26 protein-coding genes are annotated in these 25343 nt (G+C 65.6%); 23 read left to right on the forward strand and 3 right to left on the reverse strand.

Annotation, left to right across the window (positions count from 1 at the left end; all coding sequences use genetic code 11):
• Window position 1: 1 nt before the first annotated feature.
• The 21 genes from ASN89_RS13390 (at window position 2) to ASN89_RS13475 (ending at window position 19017) form a co-directional block, all read left to right on the forward strand.
• On the forward strand, window positions 2-961 hold the full coding sequence (locus ASN89_RS13390; protein WP_058049594.1) for a sensor domain-containing diguanylate cyclase: 960 nt from the start codon (window positions 2-4) through the stop codon (window positions 959-961).
• Window positions 962-1111: 150 nt separating this feature from the next.
• Window positions 1112-2779: a sensor histidine kinase gene (locus ASN89_RS13395; protein ID WP_161911769.1), complete on the forward strand. Its 1668-nt coding sequence runs from the start codon at window positions 1112-1114 to the stop codon at window positions 2777-2779.
• Window positions 2776-3477 carry a response regulator gene (locus tag ASN89_RS13400; RefSeq protein WP_235433016.1) on the forward strand — a complete coding sequence of 234 codons (702 nt, stop codon included), beginning with the start codon at window positions 2776-2778 and terminating at the stop codon, window positions 3475-3477. The genes ASN89_RS13395 and ASN89_RS13400 overlap by 4 nt, the downstream gene beginning before the upstream one ends.
• 251 nt (window positions 3478-3728) lie before the next feature.
• Window positions 3729-3875, forward strand: coding sequence for a hypothetical protein (locus ASN89_RS29005; RefSeq protein ID WP_157814672.1), 147 nt, complete (start codon window positions 3729-3731; stop codon window positions 3873-3875).
• Between the two features lie 82 nt (window positions 3876-3957).
• Window positions 3958-4131 carry a Flp family type IVb pilin gene (locus ASN89_RS28185; RefSeq protein WP_070222439.1) on the forward strand — a complete coding sequence of 58 codons (174 nt, stop codon included), beginning with the start codon at window positions 3958-3960 and terminating at the stop codon, window positions 4129-4131.
• Window positions 4132-4226: 95 nt separating this feature from the next.
• Window positions 4227-4400, forward strand: a complete 174-nt coding sequence (locus ASN89_RS28190) for a Flp family type IVb pilin (RefSeq protein WP_082127904.1) — start codon at window positions 4227-4229, stop codon at window positions 4398-4400.
• Window positions 4397-5467 (forward strand): phosphatase PAP2 family protein, encoded by a 1071-nt coding sequence (locus ASN89_RS13405; protein ID WP_058049596.1) that lies wholly within the window; start codon window positions 4397-4399, stop codon window positions 5465-5467. Before ASN89_RS28190 ends, ASN89_RS13405 begins: the two co-directional genes overlap by 4 nt.
• A complete protein-coding gene (locus ASN89_RS13410; protein WP_058049597.1) occupies window positions 5464-6051 on the forward strand; it encodes a prepilin peptidase in 588 nt (195 codons plus the stop codon). The genes ASN89_RS13405 and ASN89_RS13410 overlap by 4 nt, the downstream gene beginning before the upstream one ends.
• A 40-nt stretch (window positions 6052-6091) precedes the next feature.
• Complete coding sequence (locus tag ASN89_RS13415) at window positions 6092-6712, forward strand: methyltransferase family protein (protein ID WP_046685882.1); 621 nt, start codon at window positions 6092-6094, stop codon at window positions 6710-6712.
• Between the two features lie 33 nt (window positions 6713-6745).
• Window positions 6746-8092, forward strand: coding sequence for an ATP-binding protein (locus ASN89_RS13420; protein WP_200899271.1), 1347 nt, complete (start codon window positions 6746-6748; stop codon window positions 8090-8092).
• Window positions 8089-8937: a Flp pilus assembly protein CpaB gene (cpaB, locus tag ASN89_RS13425; protein ID WP_058049598.1), complete on the forward strand. Its 849-nt coding sequence runs from the start codon at window positions 8089-8091 to the stop codon at window positions 8935-8937. Before ASN89_RS13420 ends, cpaB begins: the two co-directional genes overlap by 4 nt.
• Window positions 8938-8959: 22 nt before the next feature.
• Window positions 8960-10534, forward strand: a complete 1575-nt coding sequence (locus tag ASN89_RS13430) for a type II and III secretion system protein family protein (RefSeq protein ID WP_058049599.1) — start codon at window positions 8960-8962, stop codon at window positions 10532-10534.
• Window positions 10535-10543: 9 nt separating this feature from the next.
• On the forward strand, window positions 10544-10831 hold the full coding sequence (locus ASN89_RS13435; RefSeq protein ID WP_046685885.1) for a hypothetical protein: 288 nt from the start codon (window positions 10544-10546) through the stop codon (window positions 10829-10831).
• Between the two features lie 47 nt (window positions 10832-10878).
• Entirely contained in the window at window positions 10879-12429 is a 1551-nt protein-coding gene (locus ASN89_RS13440; RefSeq protein ID WP_058049600.1) for a Tad domain-containing protein, read from the forward strand.
• Between the two features lie 7 nt (window positions 12430-12436).
• The gene (locus ASN89_RS13445; protein WP_046685887.1) at window positions 12437-12904 is read left to right on the forward strand and encodes a TadE/TadG family type IV pilus assembly protein; all 468 of its coding nucleotides are present in this window, start codon (window positions 12437-12439) and stop codon (window positions 12902-12904) included.
• 10 nt (window positions 12905-12914) lie between these two features.
• Complete coding sequence (locus ASN89_RS13450; RefSeq protein WP_058049601.1) at window positions 12915-13433, forward strand: TadE/TadG family type IV pilus assembly protein; 519 nt, start codon at window positions 12915-12917, stop codon at window positions 13431-13433.
• 35 nt (window positions 13434-13468) lie between these two features.
• Window positions 13469-14620 (forward strand): AAA family ATPase, encoded by a 1152-nt coding sequence (locus ASN89_RS13455; protein WP_058049614.1) that lies wholly within the window; start codon window positions 13469-13471, stop codon window positions 14618-14620.
• 44 nt (window positions 14621-14664) lie between these two features.
• Entirely contained in the window at window positions 14665-16032 is a 1368-nt protein-coding gene (locus ASN89_RS13460; protein ID WP_058049602.1) for a CpaF family protein, read from the forward strand.
• Window positions 16033-16042: 10 nt separating this feature from the next.
• Complete coding sequence (locus tag ASN89_RS13465) at window positions 16043-17017, forward strand: type II secretion system F family protein (protein WP_058049603.1); 975 nt, start codon at window positions 16043-16045, stop codon at window positions 17015-17017.
• Window positions 17018-17036: 19 nt separating this feature from the next.
• A complete protein-coding gene (locus ASN89_RS13470) occupies window positions 17037-17984 on the forward strand; it encodes a type II secretion system F family protein (RefSeq protein ID WP_046685891.1) in 948 nt (315 codons plus the stop codon).
• Window positions 17985-17997: 13 nt separating this feature from the next.
• On the forward strand, window positions 17998-19017 hold the full coding sequence (locus ASN89_RS13475) for a LytR C-terminal domain-containing protein (protein ID WP_058049604.1): 1020 nt from the start codon (window positions 17998-18000) through the stop codon (window positions 19015-19017).
• 8 nt (window positions 19018-19025) lie between these two features.
• On the opposite strand, the gene ASN89_RS13480 is transcribed toward ASN89_RS13475, so the two are convergent.
• The 3 genes from ASN89_RS13480 to edd form a co-directional block, all read right to left on the reverse strand.
• Window positions 19026-19547: a hypothetical protein gene (locus ASN89_RS13480; RefSeq protein ID WP_058049605.1), complete on the reverse strand. Its 522-nt coding sequence runs from the start codon at window positions 19545-19547 to the stop codon at window positions 19026-19028.
• Window positions 19548-19728: 181 nt separating this feature from the next.
• Window positions 19729-20358: a bifunctional 4-hydroxy-2-oxoglutarate aldolase/2-dehydro-3-deoxy-phosphogluconate aldolase gene (locus tag ASN89_RS13485; RefSeq protein ID WP_046685894.1), complete on the reverse strand. Its 630-nt coding sequence runs from the start codon at window positions 20356-20358 to the stop codon at window positions 19729-19731.
• A gap of 3 nt (window positions 20359-20361) precedes the next feature.
• Window positions 20362-22275 carry a phosphogluconate dehydratase gene (edd, locus tag ASN89_RS13490; protein ID WP_058049606.1) on the reverse strand — a complete coding sequence of 638 codons (1914 nt, stop codon included), beginning with the start codon at window positions 22273-22275 and terminating at the stop codon, window positions 20362-20364.
• A gap of 336 nt (window positions 22276-22611) precedes the next feature.
• On the opposite strand from edd, the gene pgi reads away from it, so the two are divergent.
• Together pgi and ASN89_RS13500 are read left to right on the forward strand one after the other, a co-directional pair.
• Window positions 22612-24276, forward strand: a complete 1665-nt coding sequence (gene pgi, locus ASN89_RS13495; protein WP_058049615.1) for a glucose-6-phosphate isomerase — start codon at window positions 22612-22614, stop codon at window positions 24274-24276.
• A 10-nt stretch (window positions 24277-24286) separates the two neighbouring features.
• The gene (locus ASN89_RS13500; RefSeq protein ID WP_046685897.1) at window positions 24287-25183 is read left to right on the forward strand and encodes an SMP-30/gluconolactonase/LRE family protein; all 897 of its coding nucleotides are present in this window, start codon (window positions 24287-24289) and stop codon (window positions 25181-25183) included.
• Window positions 25184-25343: the final 160 nt, after the last annotated feature.

Genomic DNA, 25343 nt, shown 5'->3' on the forward strand with positions numbered 1-25343 from the left:
CATGCCGGATGCATTGCACCGTCTCGCCCTGCTCGAGAGCATACTCGGTGCCGTCAACCTGGGCGCCATCGTGCTCGACGAGCAGCACCGCATCGTGCTGTGGAACCACTGGATGGCGCGCCACTCGGCATGCCGGGCCGATGCCGTGCTGGGCCAGGATTTCTTCGCCGTCTATCCGGAACTGCGCCACAAGCGCATAGCTTCGGCCATCACCCAGGCCCTGCGCGACAATTTCCAGTCGCTGCTGTCGCAAACCCTGCACAAGGCGCCGTTTCCCCTGTACACGCATGGCGCGGCCGAAGGCCGGGAGCGCATGCAGCAGGCGATCGCCGTCACGCCGATCAATTTGCCCGCTTCGCCGCGCCACTGCCTGATCCAGATCAATGATGTCACCATCGCCGTGGGCCGCGAAAAGCTGCTGCGCGAACAGACCATGGTGTTGCGTTCGCAAACCTTTGCCGACGGCTTGACGGGCATCGCCAACCGCCGCCACTTCGACGTGGCGATCGAGAAGGAAATGCGGCGCGCCATGCGCACGGGCAGTCCCCTGTCGCTGCTGATGATCGACATCGACCATTTCAAGGATTACAACGACCATTACGGCCACCAGCAAGGCGATGATTGCCTGATAAGAGTGGCGGCCGAACTGGCCGCCATGCTGCAGCGCCCCACCGACTTGCTGGCGCGCTATGGCGGCGAGGAATTTGCCGCCATCCTGCCCGACACGGACGCGGCGCAGGCGCTGCGCATGGCCGAGGCGATCCGCGAGCATGCGGCCGGGCTGCGCATTCCGCACGCCAAGACGGGCAATGACGTCAAGCACATCACGGTCAGCATCGGCATCGCCACCCCGCATCCGCAGCAGCAGCCGACCATCTCCGCCCTGATCGGCGCCGCCGACCGCGCCCTGTACCTGGCCAAGCGCGCCGGGCGCAACCGCGTGATGGTGCAGCCGCTGTAAAAAAAGCAACGCCGGACAAAGGATTCCTGTAGACATCTTTACGGCGGGTGCGTAGACTCGTCATTGATTGCAGCAACAATAACAAGAATTTATCTGTGGTATCTATCCCTGCGCATGGCCGCCCCATGCGGGACATGGCCAGGAGCGCTTGTGAATCTCGATCCTCCCCTCAGATCCGGCTTGCCGGGTGCCGGCATGGATACGACCATGGTCAACGGCATGCGCCTGCTGCTGTCGAGCGCCACCTTGCTGACCCTGTTTGTCGATCCCGAAAGCGCCGGCAAGCTCACCAAGATCACCTGGCTGATCTTTTCCGCCTACACCATGCACAGCCTGCTGCTCTACGTGCTGGCCGTGATGGGCCTCAGCCTGCCCCAGGACATCTTGCTGTACTGGCTGGACGTGGCCTGGTATGCGCTGATCGTGTTTTCCACCAGCAGCCACAACAATTTATTCTTCCTGTTTTTTTTCTTTGCCATCCTGACCTCGTCGTTCCAGCGCGGCTTCGAGGAAGGCGCGCGCGTCACCCTGGCCTCGGCCGGCCTGTTCGCCGCCACGGCCCTGTTCGGCGAAACGGATGCGGAACTGTCGCGCCTGCTGTTGCGCACCACCTTCCTGCTGGCGCTCGGCTACATGATCGCCTACTGGGGCGGTTCGGCCATCACGCAGCGCAGCCACCTGGCGCTGCTGCGCGATGTCAGCCAGCTGTCCAATCCGCGCTTCGGCGTCGACCAGACCATTACCTCGGTGCTGGAAAAAACCCGCAGTTATTTCAACGGCCGCAGTTGCCTGCTGATCATGCAGGACAAGGGCACGCGCGTCTGGTCGCTGCGCAGCGTGCTGCAAACGGCAACGGGCGTCGTGCACACCAGTTCGCTCCTCAGCGACGACGCGGCCAGTCCCCTGCTCGCTTTCCCGCACGATAAAATCGCCCTGTACAACCAGCCCGTCGGCCCGTGGCTGCCGTGGATAGGCGGCGCGCGCATGCTCGAGCCCGACAGCGGACGCTGGCTGCGGCATGACGACGCGGCGGGCGCCCGCCTGGCCGAGCTGCTCGAAGCGCACGCCTTCATCAGCGCGCCGCTGCCCTTGCGCAATGGCAAAGGCCGCATCTTTATCGTCTCCGCCACCAGCATGAGCAAGACGGACGCCCTGTTCCTCAGCCATATCGGCGCGCAGGCGTTTCCCGTCATTGAAAACATCAACCTGCTCGACCGCCTGGCGTCGCAGGCGGCCTCGCGCGAGCGCGAAAAGATCGCGCGCGACCTGCATGACACGGCCGTGCAGCCGTATATCGGCTTGCGCCACGGCCTGGCCGCCCTGCGCAACGAAGCCACGCCGGGCAACCCGCTGCTGCCGGAACTGGAAAAACTGATCATCATGTCGGGCCAGGTGATCGCCGACCTGCGCAGCTACGCGCGCACGTTCAAGAACGGGCAGGTGCAAAGCGAGCCGGAACTGCTGGTCGCGCTGCGCCGCCAGGCCACGCAAATCCGCGAATTCTATGGCATCGACATCGCCCTGCAGATCGAAGGCGACCTGCACATCAATGACCGCCTGGCGGCCGAGGTGTTCCAGATCGTCAACGAGGGCATGAGCAATATCCGCAAGCATACGTCGGCGCGCCACGGCGCCGTCAAGCTGACCTGCGTGCAGGGCGCCCTGCACATCAGCATCGACAACGAATGCGCCGCCGCGCACGTCCCCGATTTCCTGCCCGACTCGCTGGCCGAGCGCGCCGCCGCCCTCGGCGGCACGGCCCGCGTCACGCATGGCATGCTGGGCAACACCTCCGTGCAGATCGAGATCCCGATATGAATGACTTACGCCACATGCCGCCGGCCAGCCATGTCATCAGCGTCATGCTGGTGGATGACCACAAGACCATGCTGTGGGGCCTGGAGCGGCTGATCGGCGGCGAGCACTCGGGCATGCGCGTGGTCGCCACGGCGTCCGACAGCAGCGAGGCGCTGGAGCAGGCGAAGGCGCTGCAGCCGGATGTGATCGTGCTGGACCTGGACCTGGGCGGCATCAGTTCGCTGGCCATCCTGCCCGCGCTGGCGCAGTGCGGCGGCACACGCGTGCTGGTGCTGACGGCCAGCCACGACCAGGCCGTCCTGGACCAGACGGTACTCAAGGGCGCGCGCGGCATCGTCAGCAAGGATGCGCCGGCGGAGATGGTCCTGAAGGCCATCGAAAAGGTGTACCAGGGCGAGCTGTGGCTGGAACACGCGATGCTGGGACGCATGCTGACGCAGCTGACCCAGCCCGGCGGCGGCTCGGCGCAAGCGATCGCCGTCGCCAGCCTGACCCTCAAGGAACGAAAGATCATCGCCGCGCTGGTACACGGCAGCGGCACGCCGGCCAAGCTGCTGGCGGACCAGCTGTTCATCTCCGAGCACACCTTGCGCAATCACCTGACGTCGATCTACCGCAAGCTGGGCGTGTACAACCGCCTGGAACTGTACGCCTACGCCACCAAGCACCAGCTGGGCCAGTTGCCGCCCGGCGCCTGAGTCCGCCGTCCCCCGCGCGGCCACGGCCGCGCACACTCTTCCCGCCTCCCCTGCGCCGGCCTTCGAAACGGCCTGCGCCCCTGCGCCCGCCTGCGCGCCAGACTCGACCATGACAATTGTCACGAAAAAAACAAGCAGTTCCTCCTTGCAATAAAAGGATGTTCTTCTGATGTAGATCAAGGTGCCAACTTCTATAGTGGATTTACCGGAGTGCAAATCACCGCACGGCCCACCACGACACGGAGCACAGCATGCGCCTTGACAAGTTTCTTCCGACCGCCCTGATCACCTATTTGCAGGGCAAGGAAAAGGCTGCGTTCTACCGCTATGCCCTGGTGGCGGCCCTCATGGCGGTGGTGTGCATCATCGGACTGCTGGCACTGGGCGAAAGCCCATGAGCACGCCAGGTCGTAGCAGCAGAAAGCAACACTGTCATGCCGTTTTACCCACCGCCGTACCTTAACCACACCAGGAGTTGTCATGAACCTCATCAAGAACTTTATCCGCGAAGAAGATGGCGTCACCGCAATCGAGTACGGCCTGATCGCTGCCCTGATTGCCGTCGTGATCATCGCCGCCATCACCATCGTCGGCACGCAGCTGAAAAAAACCTTCAGCACCATCGGCACCAAGCTGACCACCGCCAATGCCTGACGCGGTGCTGTCCGGGCCGGCCCAGCGCCAGCCCGGACTACGCTTCCCCCCATTCCCGGCACGCCCACCTTGACGAACGCATAGCGAGGCCCATCGTGAAATCTCTCTTCAGCCGTTTATCCGACGAGTCCGCCGTCACAGCGATCGAATACGCGCTGCTGGCGGGCCTGATCGCGGCAGTGCTGGTGGTCACGATCACCTTGCTTGGCGACCAGGTCAAGCTGCTGTTTGTCTACGTCAAGGACCAAGTGGTCCTGGCCCTGTCATGAACACCCTGCTCGCCTCGCTGCGCACCCACCGCGCCCTGCTGCTGATCGTGCTGGCGTACGCCGCCGTGGCGACCTTGCTGGCCGGCGGCCTGCCCAGCGCATCGGACACCCTCAACGTGCTGGCCGGCTTCCTCGTGGCCATCCTCACCGGTCCCGTCTTCATCCTGTGCGGCTACACCATCCACGTCATGGTGATGAAACGCCCGCACCGCCTGTGCCATTATCTGTACCACGATCTGCGCCGCTACCTGAGCAACGAGCGCCTGCTGCACGCGCTGCCGGCCATGCTGCTGATCCCCGTCTTCGCGTCCAGCTTCACCGTCATCAAGGGCGCCATCCCGCGCCTGCATCCCTACACCTGGGATGCCACCCTGTCCGCCTGGGACATCGCGCTGCATGGCGGCAAGGCCCCGTGGGAAAGGCTGCAGCCGCTGCTGGGCCACCCGCTCGTCACGGGCTTGCTCAACTTCAGCTACCACTTCTGGTTCTTCCTGTTCTACGCCATCCTGTACTGGCTCATCCTCGACACGCGCCGTCCGCTGCTGCGCATGCAGTTCCTGCTCAGCTTTGCGCTGACCTGGATCGCCCTGGGCAGCATCCTGGCCGTGCTGTTTGCCTCGGCCGGCCCCTGCTACTACGGCCACCTGCACGCCAGCGACCCGTATGCGCCGCTGATGGCCTACCTGCATGAGGCCAACGGGCACGTTCCCGTCTGGGCCCTGCAGGTGCAGGAAATGCTGTGGCAAGGTTATCAAAGCAAGGGCGCGCACGGCGAACTGGGCATCTCCGCCATGCCCAGCATGCATGTGGCCACGGCCGTGCTGATGGCCATCGTGGGCTGGAACGTCAACCGCGCCGCCGGGATCGCCCTGTCCGCCTTCGCCGTGCTGATACTGCTCGGCTCCATCCACCTGGGCTGGCACTACGCGCTCGACGGCTATGTGGGCGCGGCCGGCGCGGCGCTCGTATGGCGCCTGGTAGGACGGCTGCTGGGCAGCCAGGCCGCGGCACCGGCCATGCACGTGGCCACGGCGCCCTGCATGGGCAAGGAAGGATTGACGTCATGAACGCCCACCTGCCCATGCTGCTGTGCCTGGCCGTGCTGGCCGCCCTGCTCGCTGCCGCCCTGTGGCACGACCTGCGCACACGCCGCATCCCGAACCGGCTGGTGCTGTGGGGCACCTTGGCGGGGCTGATCATCAACAGCTTCGTGCCATCCGGCGCCGGCCTGTTCGACGCCTCCTTCGGCGGCCTGGGACTGCTGCAGGCGCTGGCCGGCGCCGCCGCCGGACTGGCCCTGCTGCTGCCCATGTATCTGCTGCGCGCCCTGGGCGCCGGCGACGTCAAGCTGATGGCCATGTGCGGCGCCTTCCTCGGTCCCGACGCCGTGCTCGAAGCGGCCCTGCTGACCTTCCTGTGCGGCGGCGTGCTGGCCCTGGCCGCCGCGCTGGCCGGCCAGCGCCTGCGCCAGGTGCTGAAAAACACCTACCACATGATGCTGGGCGCGCTGCTGCACAGCCTGGCCGGCGGCGCCGCCACGATCGCCGAACCGCCGCCTGCCACCGGCAAGCTGGCCTACGCCTTCGCCATTGCCAGCGGCACCCTGCTGCAGGTCTTCCTGCACTACACCCACCTGTGGAGCCTGCGCTGAAACGCGCCGCGCCAACCACCAACCACGACAGGACCTGACCATGGATACCCTCGCCACCCTCTGCCACTCGCGCCACGCCAGCCTGTTCACCAGCATCGCCATGGCTTGCCTGTGGACGTTCTTCGCCAGCGCGCACGTGGTGGGCTATCTGCACAGCGGCGACTGGAGCTATCTGCTGTTCTGCGCCGCCGAAACCCTGGCCGCCCTGTTCTTCATCGTGCGCACGGCCCCCGTCAGCGTTTCCACCGATGCGGGCGACTGGCTGCTGGCCATCGGCGCAACCTTCGCGCCCTTCCTCCTCTCGCCTGCCGACATGGCCATCTGGCCCGGCGCGCGCTACCTGCTGGCCGTCGGCAGCCTGCTGCAGATCGCCGGCCTGCTGTCGCTGAACCGCAGCTTCGGCCTGGTGGCGGCGCAGCGCGACATCAAGACGGGCGGCGTCTATCGCGTGATACGCCATCCGCTGTATGCCAGCTACCTGATTTCCCTGAGCGGCTACCTGCTGGCCAACACCTCGTTCGCCAACACCGTCATCTATGTTGCGACGATGACGATGATGGTGATGCGCCTGCTGCGCGAGGAGCGTTTCCTGTCCACCGACGTGCGCTATCGCGTCTACATGCGCCAGGTGAAGTACCGCCTGCTGCCCTTCATCTTCTGATATCCGGCCACCCGAGCAAGAGGAGCACCCATCATGCCTGACACCTATCCAGAACGCAGCGACGGCGGCGGCGTCGAACCGGCGGCCAAGCGCGCGCCCCGCACGGTCGAGGAAACGGGATTGCCATTCCTGTTCCTCGTCGAACTGCTGGTCAAGATACTCTTCCTGCGCGGCCAGATCGGCCTGCCCGCCCTGTCGACGCACGTGAAACTGGGCGCCGGCGTGCTCGAACCGCTGCTCACCTTCATGCGCGCCGAAAAGCTGTGCGAAGCGCGCCGCAACGGCGGCAGCGGCACCGACGCCGACCTGTCTTACCTGCTGGGCGACCAGGGCCGCCTGCGCGCCGCCGAGTACATGCGCCGCAACGCCTACAGCGGCCCCGCCCCCGTCACCCTGGCCGACTACAGCAACCAGGTGCTGGCGCAAAGCGTGGCGGACATGCATGTCACCCGCGACGACGTGCAGCGCGAGTTCCGCGACGTGGTGGCCAGTTCGGCCGTGCTCGACCAGCTGGGCGCGGCCATGAATTCCGGACGCGCCCTGTTCTTCCACGGTCCCGCCGGCAGCGGCAAGAGCTACCTGGCCGAGCGCCTGAACGGCCTGCTCAGCGGCGCCATCGCCCTGCCCCATGCCGTGATGGTCGACGGCGAAGTGCTGCCCTTCCTCGACCCCATGCTGCACACCGTGTCGCGCGGCGGCCTGGTGCCGTCCGACCCCCGCTGGGTGCGCGCCGAGCGCCCCGCCGTGCTGACGGGCGGCGAGCTGACGCTCGACATGCTGGACCTGCAATTCGACCAGGGCACGCGTTTGTACCAGGCGCCGCCGCACCTGAAGGCCAACAACGGCATCTTCATCATCGACGACCTGGGCCGCCAGCGCTGCTCGCCCGTCGAACTGATGAACCGCTGGATCGTGCCGATGGCGCGCCACATCGATTACCTGTCGCTGCACACGGGCTACAAGTTCCCCGTGCCCTTCGACGTCATCGTCGTGTTCTCGTCGAACCTGGCGCCGCAGCACCTGGCCGACGACTCCTTCCTGCGCCGCATCGGCTACAAGATCCACGTCGGCCCCCTGAGCGCCTACCACTACCTGGCCGTGTTCCGCAGCACCTGCGCCCAGCTGGGCATCAATTTCGACGAAGCCTCCTACACCTACCTGCTGCACCTGCACAGCCAGTACGGACGGCCCTTGCTGGCCTGCTATCCGCGCGACATCCTGGCGCAGATCTGCGACCAGGCGCGCTATGAAGACCACGCGGCACAGCTGTCGCCGGAAGTGCTGTTCTGGGCATGGAAAAACTATTTCGGCAGCGATGACGACCTTGCAAGCACACATAACGGACCGGCAGCGGTCCAGCACAAAGGGGAAGCAAAATGAGAAACGCACGCGCTCTGACGATGATGGCCATTGCGGTCATCCTGGCGTTCGCCGCGGTCATCGTGGCCGCGCGCTGGATCAATGCCCAAGCCTCGGGCAACATCAACAAGGTGGCCGTGGCCCAGGTCGACATCAGCCTGGGGGCGCGCCTCACGCCCGACATGGTGCGCATGGTGGACTGGCCATCGAACGCACTGCCGCCGGGCGCCATCAACGATCCGAAACTGCTGGAAACGCGCGTCACGCGCACCAGCATCCAGCACGGCGAACCGATCATGGAAGGCAAACTGGCGCCTCCCGGCACGCAAGGCGGCCTGTCGGCCGTCGTCGCCGAAGGCAAGCGCGCCATGACCGTGCGCGTCAACGACGTGGTGGGCGTGGCCGGCTTCGCCCTGCCCGGCAACTTCGTCGACATCCTCGTCAACACCCAGGGCGAAGGGGCCCGCAAGACGCCGGACCGCGATCCGAACATTTCCAAGATCGTGCTCGAACGCATCCTCGTGCTGGCCATCGCCCAGGAATCGAGCCGCGACGACACCAAGCCCAAGGTGGTCAACGCCGTGACCCTGGAGCTGACGCCCGACCAGGCGGAAAAACTCGACTTGGCACGCAGTGTGGGCACCCTGTCGCTGGTGCTGCGCAACCAGATCGAGGACAAGCCCGTCAACACGGAAGGCGCCACCAAGTCCAGCCTGCTCGATGAAAAGGTCGCCATGGCAGCCCCCGCCGCCATGGTGCAAGCCAAGCCGCTGCCACGCCGCCGTCCCGCCGCCGCACCCGCGCCACAGGCCGGCCCACGGGTCGATGTCATCAAGGGGCTGGAACGCAGCTCCCAACAATTCTAACCTGCACCAGAGGAGTCACGCCATGAGCACATATTGCACAGCAAGCGGAAGCCGGGTACTCAGCCTGGCGCTTGCCCTCGCCATGATCGGCGCCCTGGCGCCCCAGGCACGCAGCGAACCCGTTGCCGCCACCGCTGCCGCCGACACCGGCGCCACCCGCAGCAGCCGTGCCACGGCCCGCCCCAAGGCCACGCCGCCGCAAAGCGAATCGCGCGCCGGGCGCACCGAAATGGCGCCGCAAATGAGCCTGGCCGAAGGCAAGTCGACCCTGATGCGCCTGCCGTTCGCCGCCAGCCGCATGTCCGTCGGCGACCCGCGCATCGCCGACGTCATCCTGCTCAATCCCAACGAGGTCTACCTGCTGGGCCGCTCCGTCGGCACCACCAACCTGATCCTGTGGAACAAGAGCAATGACGCCACCATCATCGACCTGGCCGTCGGCATCGACAGCAGCAGCCTGCAGGCGCGCATGGCCGAACTGCTGCCGAACGAAAAGATCAATGTCACGGTGGCGGGCGACACCCTGATCCTGTCGGGCATGGTCAGCGATGTCGTCAAGGCCGACCAGGCCCTGTCGCTGGCCAACGCCTATGTCCAGCGCAGCAGCCGCAGCGGCAGCGCCGCCTCCGGTGCAGCGCCAGCAGCAGGCGCCGCCGCTGCCGCTCCCGCCGCCGCGCCCGATGCGAACATGCCGCGCGTGATCAACCTGCTGTCGATCGCCGCGCCGCAACAGGTGATGCTGGAAGTGAAGGTGGCCGAAGTGTCGAAGGTGCTGGTCGACCAGCTGGGCGCCAGCCTGGGCATCAACAAGACCATCGGCAGCTGGTCGTACTCGCTGCTGTCCAGCCTGCTCAGCAACAATCCCAGCGGCTTGAGCGGCGCCAGCAAGAACAACTTCTTCAACCTCGACGCGCAAAAACGCGATGGCCTGATCAAGGTGCTGGCCGAACCGAACATCATGGCCATCAGCGGCCAGGAGGCCAGCTTCCTGGCCGGCGGCAAAATCTTCATCCCCGTCAGCCAGACCAACAATAACGGCGTGCCCACCATCACGCTGGAAGAGAAGGAGTTCGGCGTGGCCGTGAAATTCACGCCCACCGTGCTCGAAGGGGGACGCATCAACCTGAAGGTGGCGCCGGAAGTGTCGGACCTGAACAAGGACGGCATCGGCATCACCGCCACCGGCATCTCGGCCACGGCCATCCTGCCTTCGTTTACGACGCGGCGCGCCACCACCACGGTGCAGCTGTTCGACGGCCAGAGCTTCGCCATCGGCGGCCTGATCAAGAACAACGTGACCAGCAATATCAAGGCCCTGCCAGGCCTGGGCGAAGTGCCCGTGCTGGGCGCCCTGTTCCGCAGCACGGACTTCCAGACGGACCGCTCGGAACTGGTCTTCATTATCACGCCGCACCTGGTCAAGCCGCTGCCGCCCGACTACAAGCTGCCCACCGACGGCTACATCCAGCCGACGCGCGGCGACATGTTCATGCAGGGAAAAATGGAAGGCAGCGCAGCGGCCCCCGCAGCGGCACCAGCGCCCATGCAGCCGCAAGCGGCCGCGCCACAGCCTGCCGCCGGCTTCGACCTCAAATAGGAGAACACCATGAAAACCGCACATAGCCTGCCTTGCGCCACCCTGCTGTCTCTGTTGGTCCTGCTGGCCGGTTGCGCCGCCACCACCACACCCGTGCTCGATTCGCACTTCGGCGAATCGGTGGCCCTGCTCAAGGCGCAGCAGATCATGTATCCGGACGCCTACCGCAATGCCAACCCGGTCAGCGGCATCGACGGCAAGGCCGGCGTCAGCGCCTACCAGCGCTACCAGAAATCGTTTGCCGCGCCGGAACCGCAACCGAATGTCTTCACCATCGGCGTGGGCGGACGCCAGTAGGCGCCAGTCCCGCGATGCCCCCACCCCAGGCCACCCAGGAGACAGCCATGAACACCGCATTTCGCAGGCACGACAAGCAGCAGGGCGCGATCGCCATCGTGCTGGGGCTGACCCTGGTGGTGCTGTTTGCCATGGGCGGCCTGGTGCTGGACCTGGGCCACCTGTACATCGCCAAGACGGAGCTGCAGAACGGCGCCGACAGCGCCGCCCTGGCCGGCGCCGTGGAACTCAATCAAAGCGCCACGGGCATCGACAATGCGCAGGCCAAGGCCATCGCCATCGCGCAAAAGAACCGCTACGATTTTTCCACCGCGCTGACCATCACTGCCGCCAACATCGAGTTCGGCCCCAGCCCCGACGGCCCCTGGTCGTCCGGCGCCAGCGCCCGCACCAGCCCCCAGGGGCAAACTTTCATCCGCGTCGACACGGGCAGCAAGACCTTCGCCACCTACCTGATGGGCATCGCCGGCATCGCCAGCACCAGCACCTCGGGCGTGGCCGTGGCGGGCCGCTTCGTCAACGACGTCACGCCGATCGGCGTGTGCGCCGTCGATCCGGCCAACAAGACGGCGCAATACACGTATCCGGCCGCGCCGGCCGGCACGGGCCTGACGGAACTGCTGGAATTCGGTTTCCGCCGCGGCGTAACCTACAACCTGTTCGGCCTCAATCCGCTGGGCGGCCCGTCTGATCCCTATCTGATCAACCCCGTCGACGCGCCACCCGGCAGCTGCAGCGCCTCGCATTCGAGCGCCGCCTCGACTGCGCCATTCATGTGTACGGGCAGCAGCGCCGTCATCACCAGCGGCACGGGCCAGGTGTACACGAACACGGGGCTGACGGCCTCGCTGGCCGCCTCGCTCAATTCGCGCTTCGACGATTACGGCGGACCGTCCGTGTGCGACCCCGCAACGGCGCCGCCCGACACCAACATCAAGGAGTATCCTTGCGTGGGCGCCGCGTCGCCCTGCGTCGCCGCTGCCGCCAACTCGCCGCCCACGGGCTGGATGCAGCCGGGCGCCAGCACCCTGCCCAGCCAGCAGCCGGTCAGCCTGGCCGGCAACAAGCCGAATTACCAGTTGCCGTCCGCCGGCAGCGTCCCCGCGCCCTCGGCCACGTTCGCCCAATTCGCCGACTATGGCGTGCTGTGGTCCTACGGCCCTGCCTACCAAAGCAATGGCGCCACACCGGCCAAGGCCGGCACGGCATACAGCGTCGCGGACGGCAACGCCAACCCCATGTACAGCACGGCCAAGGCGAACTACTTCGACACGGCCAGCTACCCCGTCAGCCCCGGCGCGGGATTTCCTGCCAGTACCCCGCCTTCGCCGTACAACCAGACCAGCGGCCCCACGTTCCAGGCGCCGTCGGCGGCCCATCCGGGCCAGCGCAACCGCCGCATCCTCAACGTGGTGCTGGTCGACTGTCGCACGGCGCCCGTGGGGCCGGCTTCGTGCGGCACCATGAACGCGGTGGGCATCGGCAAATTCTTCATGACGATGAAGGCCGATTTCAGCGGCGGCACCAAGCGCCTCGACGTCGAATTCGCGGGCCTGATCGAGCCCGTGCCGAATTCCGAAATCAAACTCTACAAGTGAGGCGGCCATGCGCATCCACCATTCCCCCCTCAGGCAGCGCGGCGGCGCCGCCGTCGAATTCGGCATCGTGCTGGCCCTGCTGATCACCTTGCTGGCCGGCATCTTCGGCTTCGGCCGCGCCTTCTGGTATTACGACGCGCTGACCAAGGCCACGCGCGACGCGGCGCGCAACATGTCCGTCAAGGCCAAGGCCGGCATTGCTTCGCAGGGCGTGCCGGCCGCCAGACAGACGGTGGTCGACGCGGCCATCAGCGCCGGCATCAGCGACTTCGTCACGGCCAACGTAACGGTCACCTGCCTGGACGCGGCGTTCAACGACAGCAACTGCACCGATGGCACGGCGCCGGGCGGCATCCGCGTCGAAGTCGTCAACTACACGCTGTCGGTAGGCCAGTACCTGCCGTTCGTGATCGGCGCGGCCAGCAGCTATGCCACGCCGCTCTCGCCGCGCACCACCATGCGCTACATGCTGTAAGGAGAACGCCATGCGCCAACGCCTTTCATCGTCTCCTCCAGCCGGCCGCCAGCGCGGCGCCGCCGCCGTCGAATTCGCCCTGGTGTCGCTGCTGTTTTTCACCTTGCTGTTCGGCATCCTCGAATTCGGCCGCATGCTGTACCTGTACAACACGGTGCAGGAAGTGAGCCGCCGCGCCGCGCGCGAAGCGGTGGTGCGCTGGATCGACCAGACCGACGCCATCAAGACCCTGGCCCTGTTCGGCGGCACGGCGCTGCCGGCCGCGCCGGAACTGACGGCCGCCAACATCACCATCCGCTACCTGAACAAGAGCGGCGCCGAAGTGACCTTGCCGCCACTCGATCCGGGCGACAACCTGTCGGCCTGCGGCGACATCACGCGCACGGCCAGCTGCATCGACAGCGTGCGCGTGTCGATCGACAACGTCAGCTACACGCCGATGGTCAGCCTGTTCGGTTTTCTCAATATTGCCGTGCCAGCCTCGGTGGTGGTCATGCACGCCGAAAGCCTGGGCTTCCAGATCAACTGAACACCTTGCCGAACACCTTTACCGGGGAGTACCAAGTGAATATCGTCATCGTCTCGAAGAATGAAGTCCAGCTCAAGCGGCTTACCCGCTTGCTGCGCGAACGCAGCGCGACCGACCGCGTCACCCTGCTGGCAAGCATACCGGATGTATTCGACAACGGCGTCACGCCGGACTTGCTGCTGCTGGAGCAGGAGCTGACGGGCGAGGCGGAGCTGGAACAGCTCGAGCTGCTGGGCGGGCGCCATCCGAACCTGGCCATCATCGTGCAATGTCCGCAGCAAAGTCCGCAATTCCTGCTGCGCTCGATGCGCGCCGGCGTGCGCGAAGTGCTGCAGCCGGACGACGACGCGGCCCTGTGCGCCGCCTTGCGCCGCATCGAGGAAAAACTGCAGAAGCAGGTCACGCGCAAGGGCCAGGTGCTGGCCTTCGTCTCGTGCAAGGGCGGCAGCGGCGCCACCTTCATCGCCGCCAACCTCGGCTACGCGCTGGCCGCCGGCGAGCAGCGCAAGGTGGCGCTGTTCGACCTGAACCTGCAGTTCGGCGACGCCGCCCTGTTCGTCTCCGACCACAAGCCGGCCACCACCCTGTCGCAGCTGTCGCAGCAGATCGTGCGCCTCGACGCCTCGCTGCTGAGCGCCAGCATGATCCAGATCACGCCCGCCTACAGCGTGCTGGCCGCCGCCGACGATCCGGCCCACGCGGCCGACGTCGAAGCCGACCATATCGACCGCCTGCTGACCCTGGCGCGCAGCCAGTACGACTACATCCTGCTCGACGTGGGACGCGGCCTCGACCCCGTCAGCGTGCGCGCGCTGGACCGGGCCGACCTGATCTTCCCCGTGCTGCAGGCAACCTTGCCGTATGTACGCGACGGCAAGCGCCTGCTCGACGTGTTCCGCGGCCTCGGCTACCGCGAAGACAAGATCCGCCTGATCCTGAACCGCTATGCCAGCAGCGACAGCATCCGCGTGGCCGACCTGGAAGCGGCGTATGGCAAGCACGTCTACAAATCCATCCCCAACCACTACGAAGCGGTGGCGGCCTCCGTCAGCCAGGGCGTGCCCATCCTCAAGCTGACGCCGCACAACGCCGTCTCGCGCGCCCTGCAGGAACTGGCCGCCAGCCTGGCCGGCGAAACCCCGCCCGCCGCGCAAGGCTGGGTTTCGCGGCTGCTGGCGCGCGCTTGATTCCCTACAGCGCGCCTGATCCCTACACTTACCGGAGACCGACCATGACTGCCGAAAAACTCACCCTGCGGGACCGTCTGGGCTATGCCCAGGATGACGCCAGCCTGAATGACGACGCCGCGCACCAGGGCGTAGCCAGTCACAGCTACCAGCAGCTCAAGCACCGCACCCACCAGGCGCTGCTCGACCGGGTCGACCTGGAAGGCATGCAGCGCCTGTCGCGCGAACAGATCCGCGAAGAGCTGAAAATCCTCGTCAGCGACGTGCTCACGGAAGACAATGTGGTGATCAACGAGCTGGAACGGCGCTCGCTGATCCGCGACATCCAGGACGAGGTGCTCGGCTTCGGCCCGCTCGAACCGCTGCTGGCCGATCCCGGCGTGTCCGACATCCTCGTCAACACCTACCGCCAGGTGTATGTCGAGCGCCATGGCCGCCTGGAGCTGAGCGACGTCTGCTTCACCGACGATGCACATTTGATGAAAATCATCGACAAGATCGTCTCGCGCGTGGGCCGGCGCATCGACGAGTCGAGCCCCATGGTCGATGCGCGCCTGCCCGACGGTTCGCGCGTGAACGCCATCATCCCGCCGCTGGCCATCGACGGCCCCGTGATGTCGATCCGCCGCTTCTCGGCCCAGCCCCTGCGCCTGGCCGACCTGCTGCTCAAGCACAGCCTCACGGAAGAAATGAGCACCACCTTGCAGGCGCTGGGCAAGGCCAAGGTCAACATCCTGATCTCGGGCGGCACGGGCAGCGGCAAGACCACGATGCTCAATGCGATTTCCGGCTTCATCAGCACGGCCGAGCGCATCGTCACCATCGAGGACGCGGCCGAACTGCAGATGCAGCAACCGCACGTGGTGCGCCTGGAAACGCGCCCGCCGAATATCGAGGGCAAGGGCGAAGTGACGCAGCGGGCGCTGGTGCGCAATGCGCTGCGCATGCGTCCCGACCGCATCATCCTGGGCGAGGTGCGCGGCGCCGAGGCGCTCGACATGCTCGGCGCCATGAACACGGGCCATGAAGGCTCGATGGCCACCATTCACGCGAACACTCCGCGCGACGCGCTGACGCGGCTGGAAAACATGATCAGCATGGCTTCCGCGGCCCTGCCCGTGAAAGCCATGCGCCAGCAGATCAGTTCGGCCATCAGCGTGGTGGTGCAGGTGTCGCGCCTGACGGACGGCAAGCGCAAGGTCACGTCGATCCAGGAAATCACGGGCATGGAAGGCGAGATGATCACCATGCAGGAAATCTTCACCTTCCGCCAGACAGGCATCGGCGAGGACGGCACGGTGCAGGGGCATTTCCATGCCAGCGGCGTGCGGCCGCGCTTCCTGGAACGCCTGCGCGCCTTCGGCATCAGCCTGCCGGAAACCCTGTTCGATCCCGCCCGCCAGTACCATTAAGGGGAGCATCATGGACTATCTCTATTACGTATTCGCCATCCTTACCTTCATCGCCGTGGTACTGCTGATCGAGGGCGTGTACCTGGCGTGGAACACCTCGCGCGGCCCGGAAGCGGAAAGGGTCGCGCGCCGCCTGCGCATCATGTCGGCCGGCGCGCATGGCGACACGGGCAGCTCGATGATCAAGAAACGCCTGCTGAGCGATACCCCGTCCCTGCAGCGCGTGCTGCTCAGCGTGCCCCGCGTGCATGCGCTCGACCGCCTGCTGGAGCAGTCGGGCCTGACCTGGAGCGTGGCCAGCTTCGCCGGCGTGATGCTGGCTTCGGCCGGCGCCGCGTTTTTGCTGCTCAGCTACTTCAGCGTGCCGTGGCTGCTGCTCCTGCCACTGGTGGCCGGCGCGGCCCTGCTGCCGCTGCTGGTGGTCTTGCGCGCCAAGGCCAAGCGCCTGCAGCGCATCGAGCAGCAATTGCCCGATGCGCTCGACCTGATGGCGCGCGCCCTGCGTGCCGGCCACGCCTTCCCCACCGCCCTGAAAATGGTCGGCGATGAAATGAACGCGCCGCTGGCCGTGGAATTTCGCGCCACTTTCGACGAAGTCAATTTCGGCATCGCCATGCAGGATGCGCTGATGAACCTGGCCACGCGCGTGCCCAGCACGGACTTGCGCTATTTCGTCATCGCCGTGCTGATCCAGCGCGAAACGGGCGGCAACCTGGCCGAACTGCTCGACAGCATCAGCCGCATCATCCGCGAGCGCATCAAGCTGCTGGGACAGGTGCGCGTGCTGTCGGCCGAAGGCAAGCTGTCGGCCTGGATCCTGTCGCTGCTGCCCTTCGGCGCGGCGGCCATGATCCAGCTGACCAATCCGCAATTCCTGGAAATGCTGTTCGTCGATCCGGGCGGACGCAAGATGCTCGTCGGCGCCCTGGTGATGATGGTGTGCGGCATCCTGGTCATGCGCAATATCATCCGCATCCGTGTCTGAGCCCGCAAGGAGAATCCTCATGAATCCCGTCCATTTCGCCTTTCTCGCCCTGCTCTTCATTGCCGTCTTCGGCACCGTGCTGGTGGCCATGCGCAGCTTTGCCCCCGATCCCTTGCGCCAGCGCATGGACAACGCCACCGGCAAGAGCGCGGCGGCGCCTGGCGCCTCCGCGCCCAGCCCCTGGCTGGCACGCATGGTGCGCCTGAGCGGCCCGCTGGCCAAGCTGTCGCTGCCCGACCAGGGCTGGGAAGGCTCCGTGATGCGCCGGCGCTTCATGAATGCCGGCCTGCGCCAGGCATCGGCGCCCATCCTGTTCTTTTCCGCCAAGACCATGCTGGCCATCGGCCTGCCGCTGCTGCTGTTCCTGGGACTGAGCGCGTCAGGCAGCCAGATGGCGGGTAAAGCTCTCTTGTTCTGGCTGCTGATCGTGGCCGCCATCGGCTACTACCTGCCCAATATCGTCCTGGCGCAAATGATCAAGCGGCGCCAGCGCGATATCTTCGAAAGCTTTCCCGATGCGCTGGACTTGATGACGGTGTGCGTGGAAGCGGGCTTGGCCATGGATGCGGCGCTGGCCAGGGTGGCGGCCGAGATCGCCCTGAAAAGCGCCGTGCTGGCCGAGGAATTGCACCTGGTGATGCTGGAACTGCGCGCCGGCAATACCAAGGAGCGGGCGCTGCGCAACCTGGCCCTGCGCACGGGCGTAGAGGATGTCGATGCGCTGGTGGCCATGCTGATCCAGGCCGAGCGCTTCGGCACCAGCATCGCGTCCTCGCTGCGCGTGCAGTCGGACCAGCTGCGCACCAAACGCCGCCAGCTGGCCGAGGAAGAAGCGGCGAAGATCGCTCTCAAGCTGCTGTTCCCGCTGATCTTTTTCATCTTCCCTTCGCTGCTGGTCGTCCTGATGGGACCAGCCTTCCTGCAAATCTACCGCGTGCTCCTGCCCAGCATGGGCAGCGGCAGCTGACCGGAGAACCGCCATGTCACAGCACACCACCCTGATGCTCATGCTCGCCTGCGCCGGCCTGCTGCCCGCCTGCGGCCACCTGCCCGGCCCGGCCAGTCAGGGCACTCATGTTGCGCCACCGCAGGCGCGCATCGATGACAGCCCCGCCACCCGCACGGCCGCTTTCTGCAAGCTGGGCAAGCGCATGCAGGAACTGGGCGATCCGCGCGCGGCGATGGCGGCGTACAGCGAAGCCCTGCTATTGACGCCCGGTTCGGCCGATGCGCGCAATGGCGCCGCCGTGCTGCACGCGCAACTGGGCCAGCTGGAAACGGCGCGCAGCATGCTGCAGGCGCTGGCGCAAGAGACGCCGACGGCCAGGACTTACAACAATCTCGGCTACGTGCTGTACCTGCAGGGCGAATACGCGCAGGCGGCCAGCGTGCTGCGCCGGTCGCTGCAGCTCGACAACAGCCAGCAGCCGGCGCGCGCCAACCTGGATCTCGCCATCGCGGCGCTGGCGCGCAGCGTAGGAACAGTCGATGCGGTCGACACCGCAGCGGAAGCCATCGCGCCCGACCTGGCGCCTGCGCCAGCGGCGCCCGCCAGCCGCTTGCAGCTGACGCAGTCGCAGCCGAATATCTTCACGCTGAGCTGGCGCGACGCTCCCGTAGTGGCGCACGCCGCCTTGCCAGCCCCGGCAAAGCCGGTGGCACCGGTGGCAACCCTGCCACGACTGGAAGTCATCAACGGCAATGGCGTAACGGGGATGGCGGCGCGCATGCGCGGCATGCTGGGCGGCATCGGCATCAGCGTGCTGCGGCTGGGCAACCAGCGGCCGTACGGCGTCCAGGCCAGCAGCATCGTCTACCGGCCTGGTCATGCGCAGGCGGCCGCCGCCCTGGCCCTCGCCTTGGGCGGCATGCCGCAGTTGCAGGCGGCGGACGACAGCGGTGTGGGCGCGGGCGCCGATCTGCGTTTATTGCTGGGCAAGGATGCGCCGGCCAGCCCGCGCGCGCCGGACGTGCGCCTGGCGTCGAACCTGGCGCAGTAACGGTGCAATCAGCGCGGCAGCAGGTGCCGGTCGGCGGGATTGATCAGGAAGCCTTGCAGTATCTCCTGCAGCTGCGGCAGCTTGGCCACGTAGGCGGGAATGCCCAGCTGGCGCGCGCCGAAGTAGTGGGCGATGATGTCGCCTTGCTGCTCCATGTTGAAGTCGGACAGGACGCCGCCCGCCTGCGCATCGTAACGGTAGGCGCGCTGCCGGATATAGCCGCCGCGCAGCGCCAGCAGCACGCCATGCAGCAGCACGCTGTAACCAAGCTGGTATTGCCACACGTGCACCATCTCGTGGATGAAGAACAGCTTGCCGCTGTTGCCTTCGCGCGAGAAATCCTCGCGGTACTGGGCCGGCATGAAGTGCAGGCTGCCGCGCGGCGTCATCGCCGTGTTCTGATCCTGCAAGCCGAACGGTAGAAAGGAGCCGCGCACGACGCGCACGCGCGCGTAGTCGATGGCGCCCTGGAAGACGCTGCGGGCCATGGCGGTTTCGCCGATGGTGAGGGGGCGGCGCAAGACGCGCATGGCACTCCGTCAGAAGAAAGAAGCGGCAAGCATGAGAGCTTGCCGAGTACTATAACTGCAAGTACCTGACAGAAGCGTAGCGAGCGGCAGCGATTTGTGGCTAAGAAGCGCAACCGTACTCCAGTACGGTGAGCATCGCAGGCCGCAAAGCGCGACGCGCAGTAGCTTATGTCAGGTACGACTAGGCGGAGCGTAAACCGCTGGCCGCTTTCGCGATTTCCGTGATGCGGTCCCAGTTGCCGGCCGCGATCGCGTCTTTCGGCGTCAGCCACGAGCCGCCCACGCAGGCGACGTTTTTCAGCGCCAGGAACTGCGACGCCGTCTCTTGCGAGATGCCGCCTGTCGGGCAGAACGTCACGTCCGGCAGCGGGCCGTAGATCGCGTTGAGCATGCCGATGCCGCCGGCCGGCACGGCCGGGAACAGTTTCAGCTGCTGGAAGCCGTTTTCACGCGCCGCCATCACTTCGCCTGGCGTCATCACGCCTGGCAGCAATGGCAGGCCGCTGCTTTTCGCCGCCGCCACCAGGGCCGACGTCAAGCCTGGCGAGACGCCGAAGACGGCGCCCGCATCGCGTGCCTGCGCGAATTCCTCGGGACGGGTCAAGGTACCCACGCCGACGATGGCGCCCGGTACTTCCGACATGGCGCGGATCGCTTCCAGGCCGTGCTTGGTGCGCAGGGTTACTTCCAGCACGCGGATGCCGCCCGCCACCAGCGCGCGCGCCAGCGGTACGGCGTGTTCAGGATCGTCGATCGCAATCACGGGGATCACGCTCGAGGTGCGCATAATTTCCAGTAGTGTCATGGTCATCTCTTATTTCCTAGCCAAAAAGTCTTCATCGGAACCCGGTACGGTGTCACCGACATTGTCGGCGTCGTGCAAGGCGATGGTGGTGGGAATCGGCGACGGCAGGCCGAAGGTGGTGGCACCCTCTTCCGCCGCGCTGACGGTGGAACGGAACATGGAAAACAGCTCGCGGCCCATGCCGATGTGGTTCGGCGACAGGTCAGCCGTGACCAGCGAACGCGCATGCCAGACGTCGGCCGGCACCAGCGCTTCCAGTACGCCGGTGAAGGCGTCGAGACGGATGATGTCGCCGTCGCGCACGAGGCCCAGCGGGCCGCCGGCGAGAATTTCAGGCGATACGTGGATGGCGGCCGGCACCTTGCCCGACGCGCCCGACATGCGGCCATCGGTAACGAGCGCCACGTGGCGGCCCGCATCCTGCAGGTTGGCCAGCGCCGGCGTCAGCGCATGCAGTTCCGGCATGCCGTTGGCGCGCGGGCCCTGGAAACGCAGCACGGCAACGAAGTCGCGGTCCAGGGTGCCCGCCTTGTAGGCGGCCATGAATTCTTCCTGCGAATTGAACACCAGGGCCGGCGCTTCCACCGTGCGGTGCTGCGGCTTGACGGCCGAGACCTTCATCACGGCGCGGCCCAGGTTGCCGGCGACCAGGACCATGCCGCCGTCCGGCGCGAACGGGTTCGAAGCGGGGCGCAGCACACTGTCGTCGGCGCTGGCGGCCGGTGCCTCTCTCCAGAAGACCTTGCCGTCTTCGCCGAGGAACGGTTCCATGCAGTGCGCGCGCAAGCCGTGGCCCAGGATGGTGTTGACGTCTTCGTGCAGCAAGCCAGCATCGAGCAATTCGCGGATCAGATAACCGGTGCCGCCGGCCGCGTGGAAATGGTTCACGTCGGCGTCGCCGTTCGGGTAGATGCGCGTGAGCATCGGCACGATGGCCGACAGTTCATTGAAATCGTTCCAGTCGATGACGATGCCGGCCGCCTTGGCGATCGCCACCAGGTGCAGGGTGTGGTTGGTCGAACCGCCCGTGGCCAGCAAGCCCACGACGGCGTTGACGATACATTTCTCGTCGACGATATGACCGACCGGCAAGTAGCTGCCGCTTTGCGCCGTGATGACGGCGGCGCGCTGGGCGGCGGCGGCGGTCAGGGCATCGCGCAGCGGCGTGTTCGGCGTGATGAAGGCGGCGCCCGGCAGGTGCAGGCCCATCACTTCCATCAGCATCTGGTTGCTGTTGGCGGTACCGTAGAAAGTACAGGTGCCGGCGCCGTGGTAGGCTTTCGACTCGCCTTCGAGCAAGTCTTCACGCGTGGCCTTGCCCTGCGCATACAGCTGGCGCACCTTGGCTTTTTCCTGGTTCGACAGGCCCGACGTCATCGGACCGGCCGGCACGAAGACGGCTGGCAGGTGGCCGAAGTGCAGCGCGCCGATCAACAGGCCCGGCACGATCTTGTCGCACACGCCCAGGTACAGGGCCGAGTCGAACATATTGTGCGACAGCGCCACGGCCGTCGACATGGCGATGGTGTCGCGCGAAAACAGCGACAGTTCCATGCCCGGCTGGCCTTGCGTCACGCCATCGCACATGGCGGGCACGCCGCCGGCGAACTGGGCGACGGCGCCCACTTCGCGCACGGCTTGCTTGATGATCTGCGGGAAGCCTTCAAACGGCTGGTGCGCCGACAGCATGTCGTTATACGAGGACACGATGGCCACGGACGGCTTCTTGTATTCCTTCAGCGACAGCTTGTCGTTGGCGGGAAAGGCGGCAAAGCCGTGCGCCAGGTTGGTGCACGACAGGGCGCCGCGCTGCACGCCCTGGATGCGGGCCGCATCCAGATGCGCCAGGTAGGCGCCGCGCGATGGCCGGCTGCGCGCGATGATGCGCGCTGTTACGGATTCGACTACTGGATGCAGCGCCATATGGATTTCCTTAAAAATGAGTATTTCGTGAAATTTTACTACAAAACCGTGAAGAAGAAGCACTCTTGCATGGGCCCGCAACACAAATAAGCGACGGATTGCGGCATATCAAGGCAAATCCGGCCAATATCGCGTATCGGTGCCTGCCAACATGGCTCTTATATGTCACTCGCGCAATCGCTAAAAAAAGCACAACAAAATCCGCTTCGCGTCACAAACTGTAGTGAAATTACGTTTTTCTGATGTATTATTCTCATACCAATGCCGGATCCGCTGTTCGCCACGACGAACGCGCCGCGCTCCTTTCAACCGAGACAAGCACCCAAGCCGACCGCCATGCGCCAGCCAGCACCTACTCCCGCCATCACCGCCACCGCCAGTTTCCAGTCCCTGCAAGCGCATAGCGCCAGCCTGCGCGAAGTGCATCTGCGCCAGCTGTTCGCGGCCGACCCCGCCCGCTTTTCCAGCATGACCGTCGATGCGGCCGGCCTGCTGCTCGATTACTCGAAAAACCGTGTCGACGCCACCGCCATGGGCCTGCTGATGGACCTGGCCCGCGAGCGCGGCGTGGAAGCGCAGCGCGAAGCCATGTTCACTGGCGAGAAAATCAATCTTACCGAACATCGGGCCGTTCTGCATACGGCTTTGCGCGCGCCACGCGGCACGAAGCTGGTCGTCGATGGCCAGGATATCGATGCCGACGTGCAAGATGTGCTGCAACGCGTGAAAGCGTTTACGGACAAGGTGCGCAATGGCAGCTGGCTCGGCTACACGGGCAAGCCGATTTGCGACATCGTCAACATCGGCATCGGCGGCTCGGACCTGGGCCCGAAAATGGCGTGCCTGGCGCTGCGCTCGTACGCCAACCCGGGCCTGGAAATGCACTTTGTTTCCAACGTCGACGGCCACGACATGGAAGCGACCCTGTCCAAGGTCGATCCGGAAACGACCCTGTTCATCGTGGCATCGAAAACTTTCGTTACCGCGGAAACCATGCTCAACGCCAACACGGCGCGCGCCTGGTTCCTGCTCGAAGGCGAAGAAAAGGACCTGGCCCAGCATTTTGTGGCCGTTTCGACCAACACGCAAGCCATCGTCGACTTCGGCATTTCGCCGGACAATATGTTCCCGTTCTGGGACTGGGTCGGCGGCCGCTATTCCGTCTGGTCGTCGATCGGCCTGGCCGTGGCGCTGTCCGTCGGCTTTGAATACTTCAGCGATTTCCTCGCGGGCGCGCATGCGATGGACCAGCATTTCCGCCAGGCGCCGCTGGAACAGAACATGCCCGTCGTGCTGGCCATGGTCGGCTTCTGGAACCGCCAGTTCCTCGACTGCGGCTCCGTTTCCATCGCGCCGTATCACCAAGACTTGAGCCGCTTTGCCGCCTATTTGCAACAGCTGGACATGGAAAGCAACGGCAAGCGCGTCACCAAGGATGGCGTGCCCGTCGACGTACCCACCGGTCCCGTCATCTGGGGCGATTGCGGCACGAATGCGCAACACGCATATTTCCAGCTGCTGCACCAGGGCACGGACATCACGCCCATCGACTTCATCGCCGCCCTGCGCGCCACGCACGATCTACCTGGCCACCACGACGCCCTGCTGGCGAACTGCTTTGCCCAGTCGGAAGCCTTCATGACAGGCAAGACGGGCGATGAGGTACGCCTTGATTTGCAGGCGCAAGGATTGCCGGAAAACGAGATCGAGGCGCTGGTGCCGCACAAGACCTTCCCAGGCAACCGCCCCAGCAACACCATCCTGATGGACCAGCTGACCCCGACCACCCTGGGCGCCCTGATCGCGCTGTACGAACACAAGACCTTCGTGCAGGGCGTCTTGTGGAACGTCAACAGTTTCGACCAGTGGGGCGTGGAACTGGGCAAGGTGCTGGCCAAGAAAATCCAGGCCGAACTGACGGGCGAAGCCCGTCCCGACCACCATGACAGCTCGACCAATGGCTTGATTGCCTTGGCGAAAGCTGCAAAAGCCGCATATTAAAAAGAAATAGATGAATATTTACGAAATCAAAGTAGTGAGCGACAAGCCCATGCAAGTGGGCGAATGCCCGCTATGGCATGGCAAGGAAGCGGCCCTGTACTGGGTCGACATCGATGGCCGCGCCGTGCACCGCTTGCATCCGGCCAGCGGCAAGCATGAGCAATGGAGCATGCCGACGGAACCGTCGGCGCTGGCGATCAACGCCGGCGGCGGCCTGATCGTGGCCTTGCGCAGCGGCTTTGCCCACCTCGACACGAAGACGGGCAGCCTGGCGGAAATCGCTCCGGCGCCGTTCGACATGAGCACCACGCGCTTCAACGATGGCAAGGTCGACCCGGCCGGCCGCTTCTGGGTCGGCACGATTTTCGAGCCGCGCAACGCTGACGCTGCAGAGATGTTCGTGCTGGAAAAGGGACAAGTACGCAAGGTCTGGTCGGGCGGGATGACAGTGTCGAACGGCCTGGGCTTCAGCCCGGACAAGCGCACCATGTACCACTCGGACACCACCACGCACCGCATCGACCGCTTCGATTTCGATGCGGCCACGGGTGCCATTTCCGCGCCGCAACCGTTCCAGCGTTTTTCCACGGACAAGAAAGCGTTTGATTACGGCGGGCGCCCCGATGGCGCGGCCGTCGACAGCGAAGGCAATTACTGGTCGGCCATGTTTGAAGGCGGCAAGATCTTGCGCTTCGCCCCCGATGGCCATTTGCTGGGCGAAATTACCGTGCCCGTGCGCTGCCCCACCATGGTGACGTTTGGCGGCCCCGACCTGCGCACCCTGTACATCACCAGCGCCAGCCACAACAGGTCAAACGCCGAGATCGCCGACTACCCGTTGACGGGCCACGTACTGTCCGTGCGCGTGGACGTGGCGGGCCAGCCGGAAACAGCTTACCAGGCGTAATCCGACACCATTGTTGACCGTGGCGGCGTCGGATTACGCGCAGCGTCGCTGCGCTAATTCGACCTACCGGACTGCCACGTGCCCAGAGGCGTGGCGGACCAGCCGTAATCGTTTGCCAGCAAGAAAAAGCGCCGGCACCCGCGAGGGTCCGGCGCGTTTT

This window comes from Janthinobacterium sp. Ant5-2-1, assembly GCF_001445815.1.
Classification (GTDB): Bacteria; Pseudomonadota; Gammaproteobacteria; order Burkholderiales; family Burkholderiaceae_D; genus Janthinobacterium; species Janthinobacterium lividum_E.

Coding starts and splice junctions, on each gene's coding strand:
- ASN89_RS13480 (WP_058049605.1), bottom strand. CDS start 19,547: ATGCGCGTCTTGCGCCGCCCCCTCACCATCGGCGAAACCGCCATGGCC.
- edd (WP_058049606.1), bottom strand. CDS start 22,275: ATGGCGCTGCATCCAGTAGTCGAATCCGTAACAGCGCGCATCATCGCG.
- ASN89_RS13405 (WP_058049596.1), top strand. CDS start 4,397: ATGAACACCCTGCTCGCCTCGCTGCGCACCCACCGCGCCCTGCTGCTG.
- ASN89_RS13470 (WP_046685891.1), top strand. CDS start 17,037: ATGAATCCCGTCCATTTCGCCTTTCTCGCCCTGCTCTTCATTGCCGTC.
- ASN89_RS13420 (WP_200899271.1), top strand. CDS start 6,746: ATGCCTGACACCTATCCAGAACGCAGCGACGGCGGCGGCGTCGAACCG.
- ASN89_RS13435 (WP_046685885.1), top strand. CDS start 10,544: ATGAAAACCGCACATAGCCTGCCTTGCGCCACCCTGCTGTCTCTGTTG.
- pgi (WP_058049615.1), top strand. CDS start 22,612: ATGCGCCAGCCAGCACCTACTCCCGCCATCACCGCCACCGCCAGTTTC.
- ASN89_RS13450 (WP_058049601.1), top strand. CDS start 12,915: ATGCGCCAACGCCTTTCATCGTCTCCTCCAGCCGGCCGCCAGCGCGGC.
- cpaB (WP_058049598.1), top strand. CDS start 8,089: ATGAGAAACGCACGCGCTCTGACGATGATGGCCATTGCGGTCATCCTG.
- ASN89_RS13500 (WP_046685897.1), top strand. CDS start 24,287: ATGAATATTTACGAAATCAAAGTAGTGAGCGACAAGCCCATGCAAGTG.
- ASN89_RS13430 (WP_058049599.1), top strand. CDS start 8,960: ATGAGCACATATTGCACAGCAAGCGGAAGCCGGGTACTCAGCCTGGCG.
- ASN89_RS13475 (WP_058049604.1), top strand. CDS start 17,998: ATGTCACAGCACACCACCCTGATGCTCATGCTCGCCTGCGCCGGCCTG.
- ASN89_RS13410 (WP_058049597.1), top strand. CDS start 5,464: ATGAACGCCCACCTGCCCATGCTGCTGTGCCTGGCCGTGCTGGCCGCC.
- ASN89_RS13400 (WP_235433016.1), top strand. CDS start 2,776: ATGAATGACTTACGCCACATGCCGCCGGCCAGCCATGTCATCAGCGTC.
- ASN89_RS13460 (WP_058049602.1), top strand. CDS start 14,665: ATGACTGCCGAAAAACTCACCCTGCGGGACCGTCTGGGCTATGCCCAG.
- ASN89_RS28185 (WP_070222439.1), top strand. CDS start 3,958: ATGAACCTCATCAAGAACTTTATCCGCGAAGAAGATGGCGTCACCGCA.
- ASN89_RS13415 (WP_046685882.1), top strand. CDS start 6,092: ATGGATACCCTCGCCACCCTCTGCCACTCGCGCCACGCCAGCCTGTTC.
- ASN89_RS29005 (WP_157814672.1), top strand. CDS start 3,729: ATGCGCCTTGACAAGTTTCTTCCGACCGCCCTGATCACCTATTTGCAG.
- ASN89_RS13445 (WP_046685887.1), top strand. CDS start 12,437: ATGCGCATCCACCATTCCCCCCTCAGGCAGCGCGGCGGCGCCGCCGTC.
- ASN89_RS13390 (WP_058049594.1), top strand. CDS start 2: ATGCCGGATGCATTGCACCGTCTCGCCCTGCTCGAGAGCATACTCGGT.
- ASN89_RS13465 (WP_058049603.1), top strand. CDS start 16,043: ATGGACTATCTCTATTACGTATTCGCCATCCTTACCTTCATCGCCGTG.
- ASN89_RS13485 (WP_046685894.1), bottom strand. CDS start 20,358: ATGACCATGACACTACTGGAAATTATGCGCACCTCGAGCGTGATCCCC.
- ASN89_RS13440 (WP_058049600.1), top strand. CDS start 10,879: ATGAACACCGCATTTCGCAGGCACGACAAGCAGCAGGGCGCGATCGCC.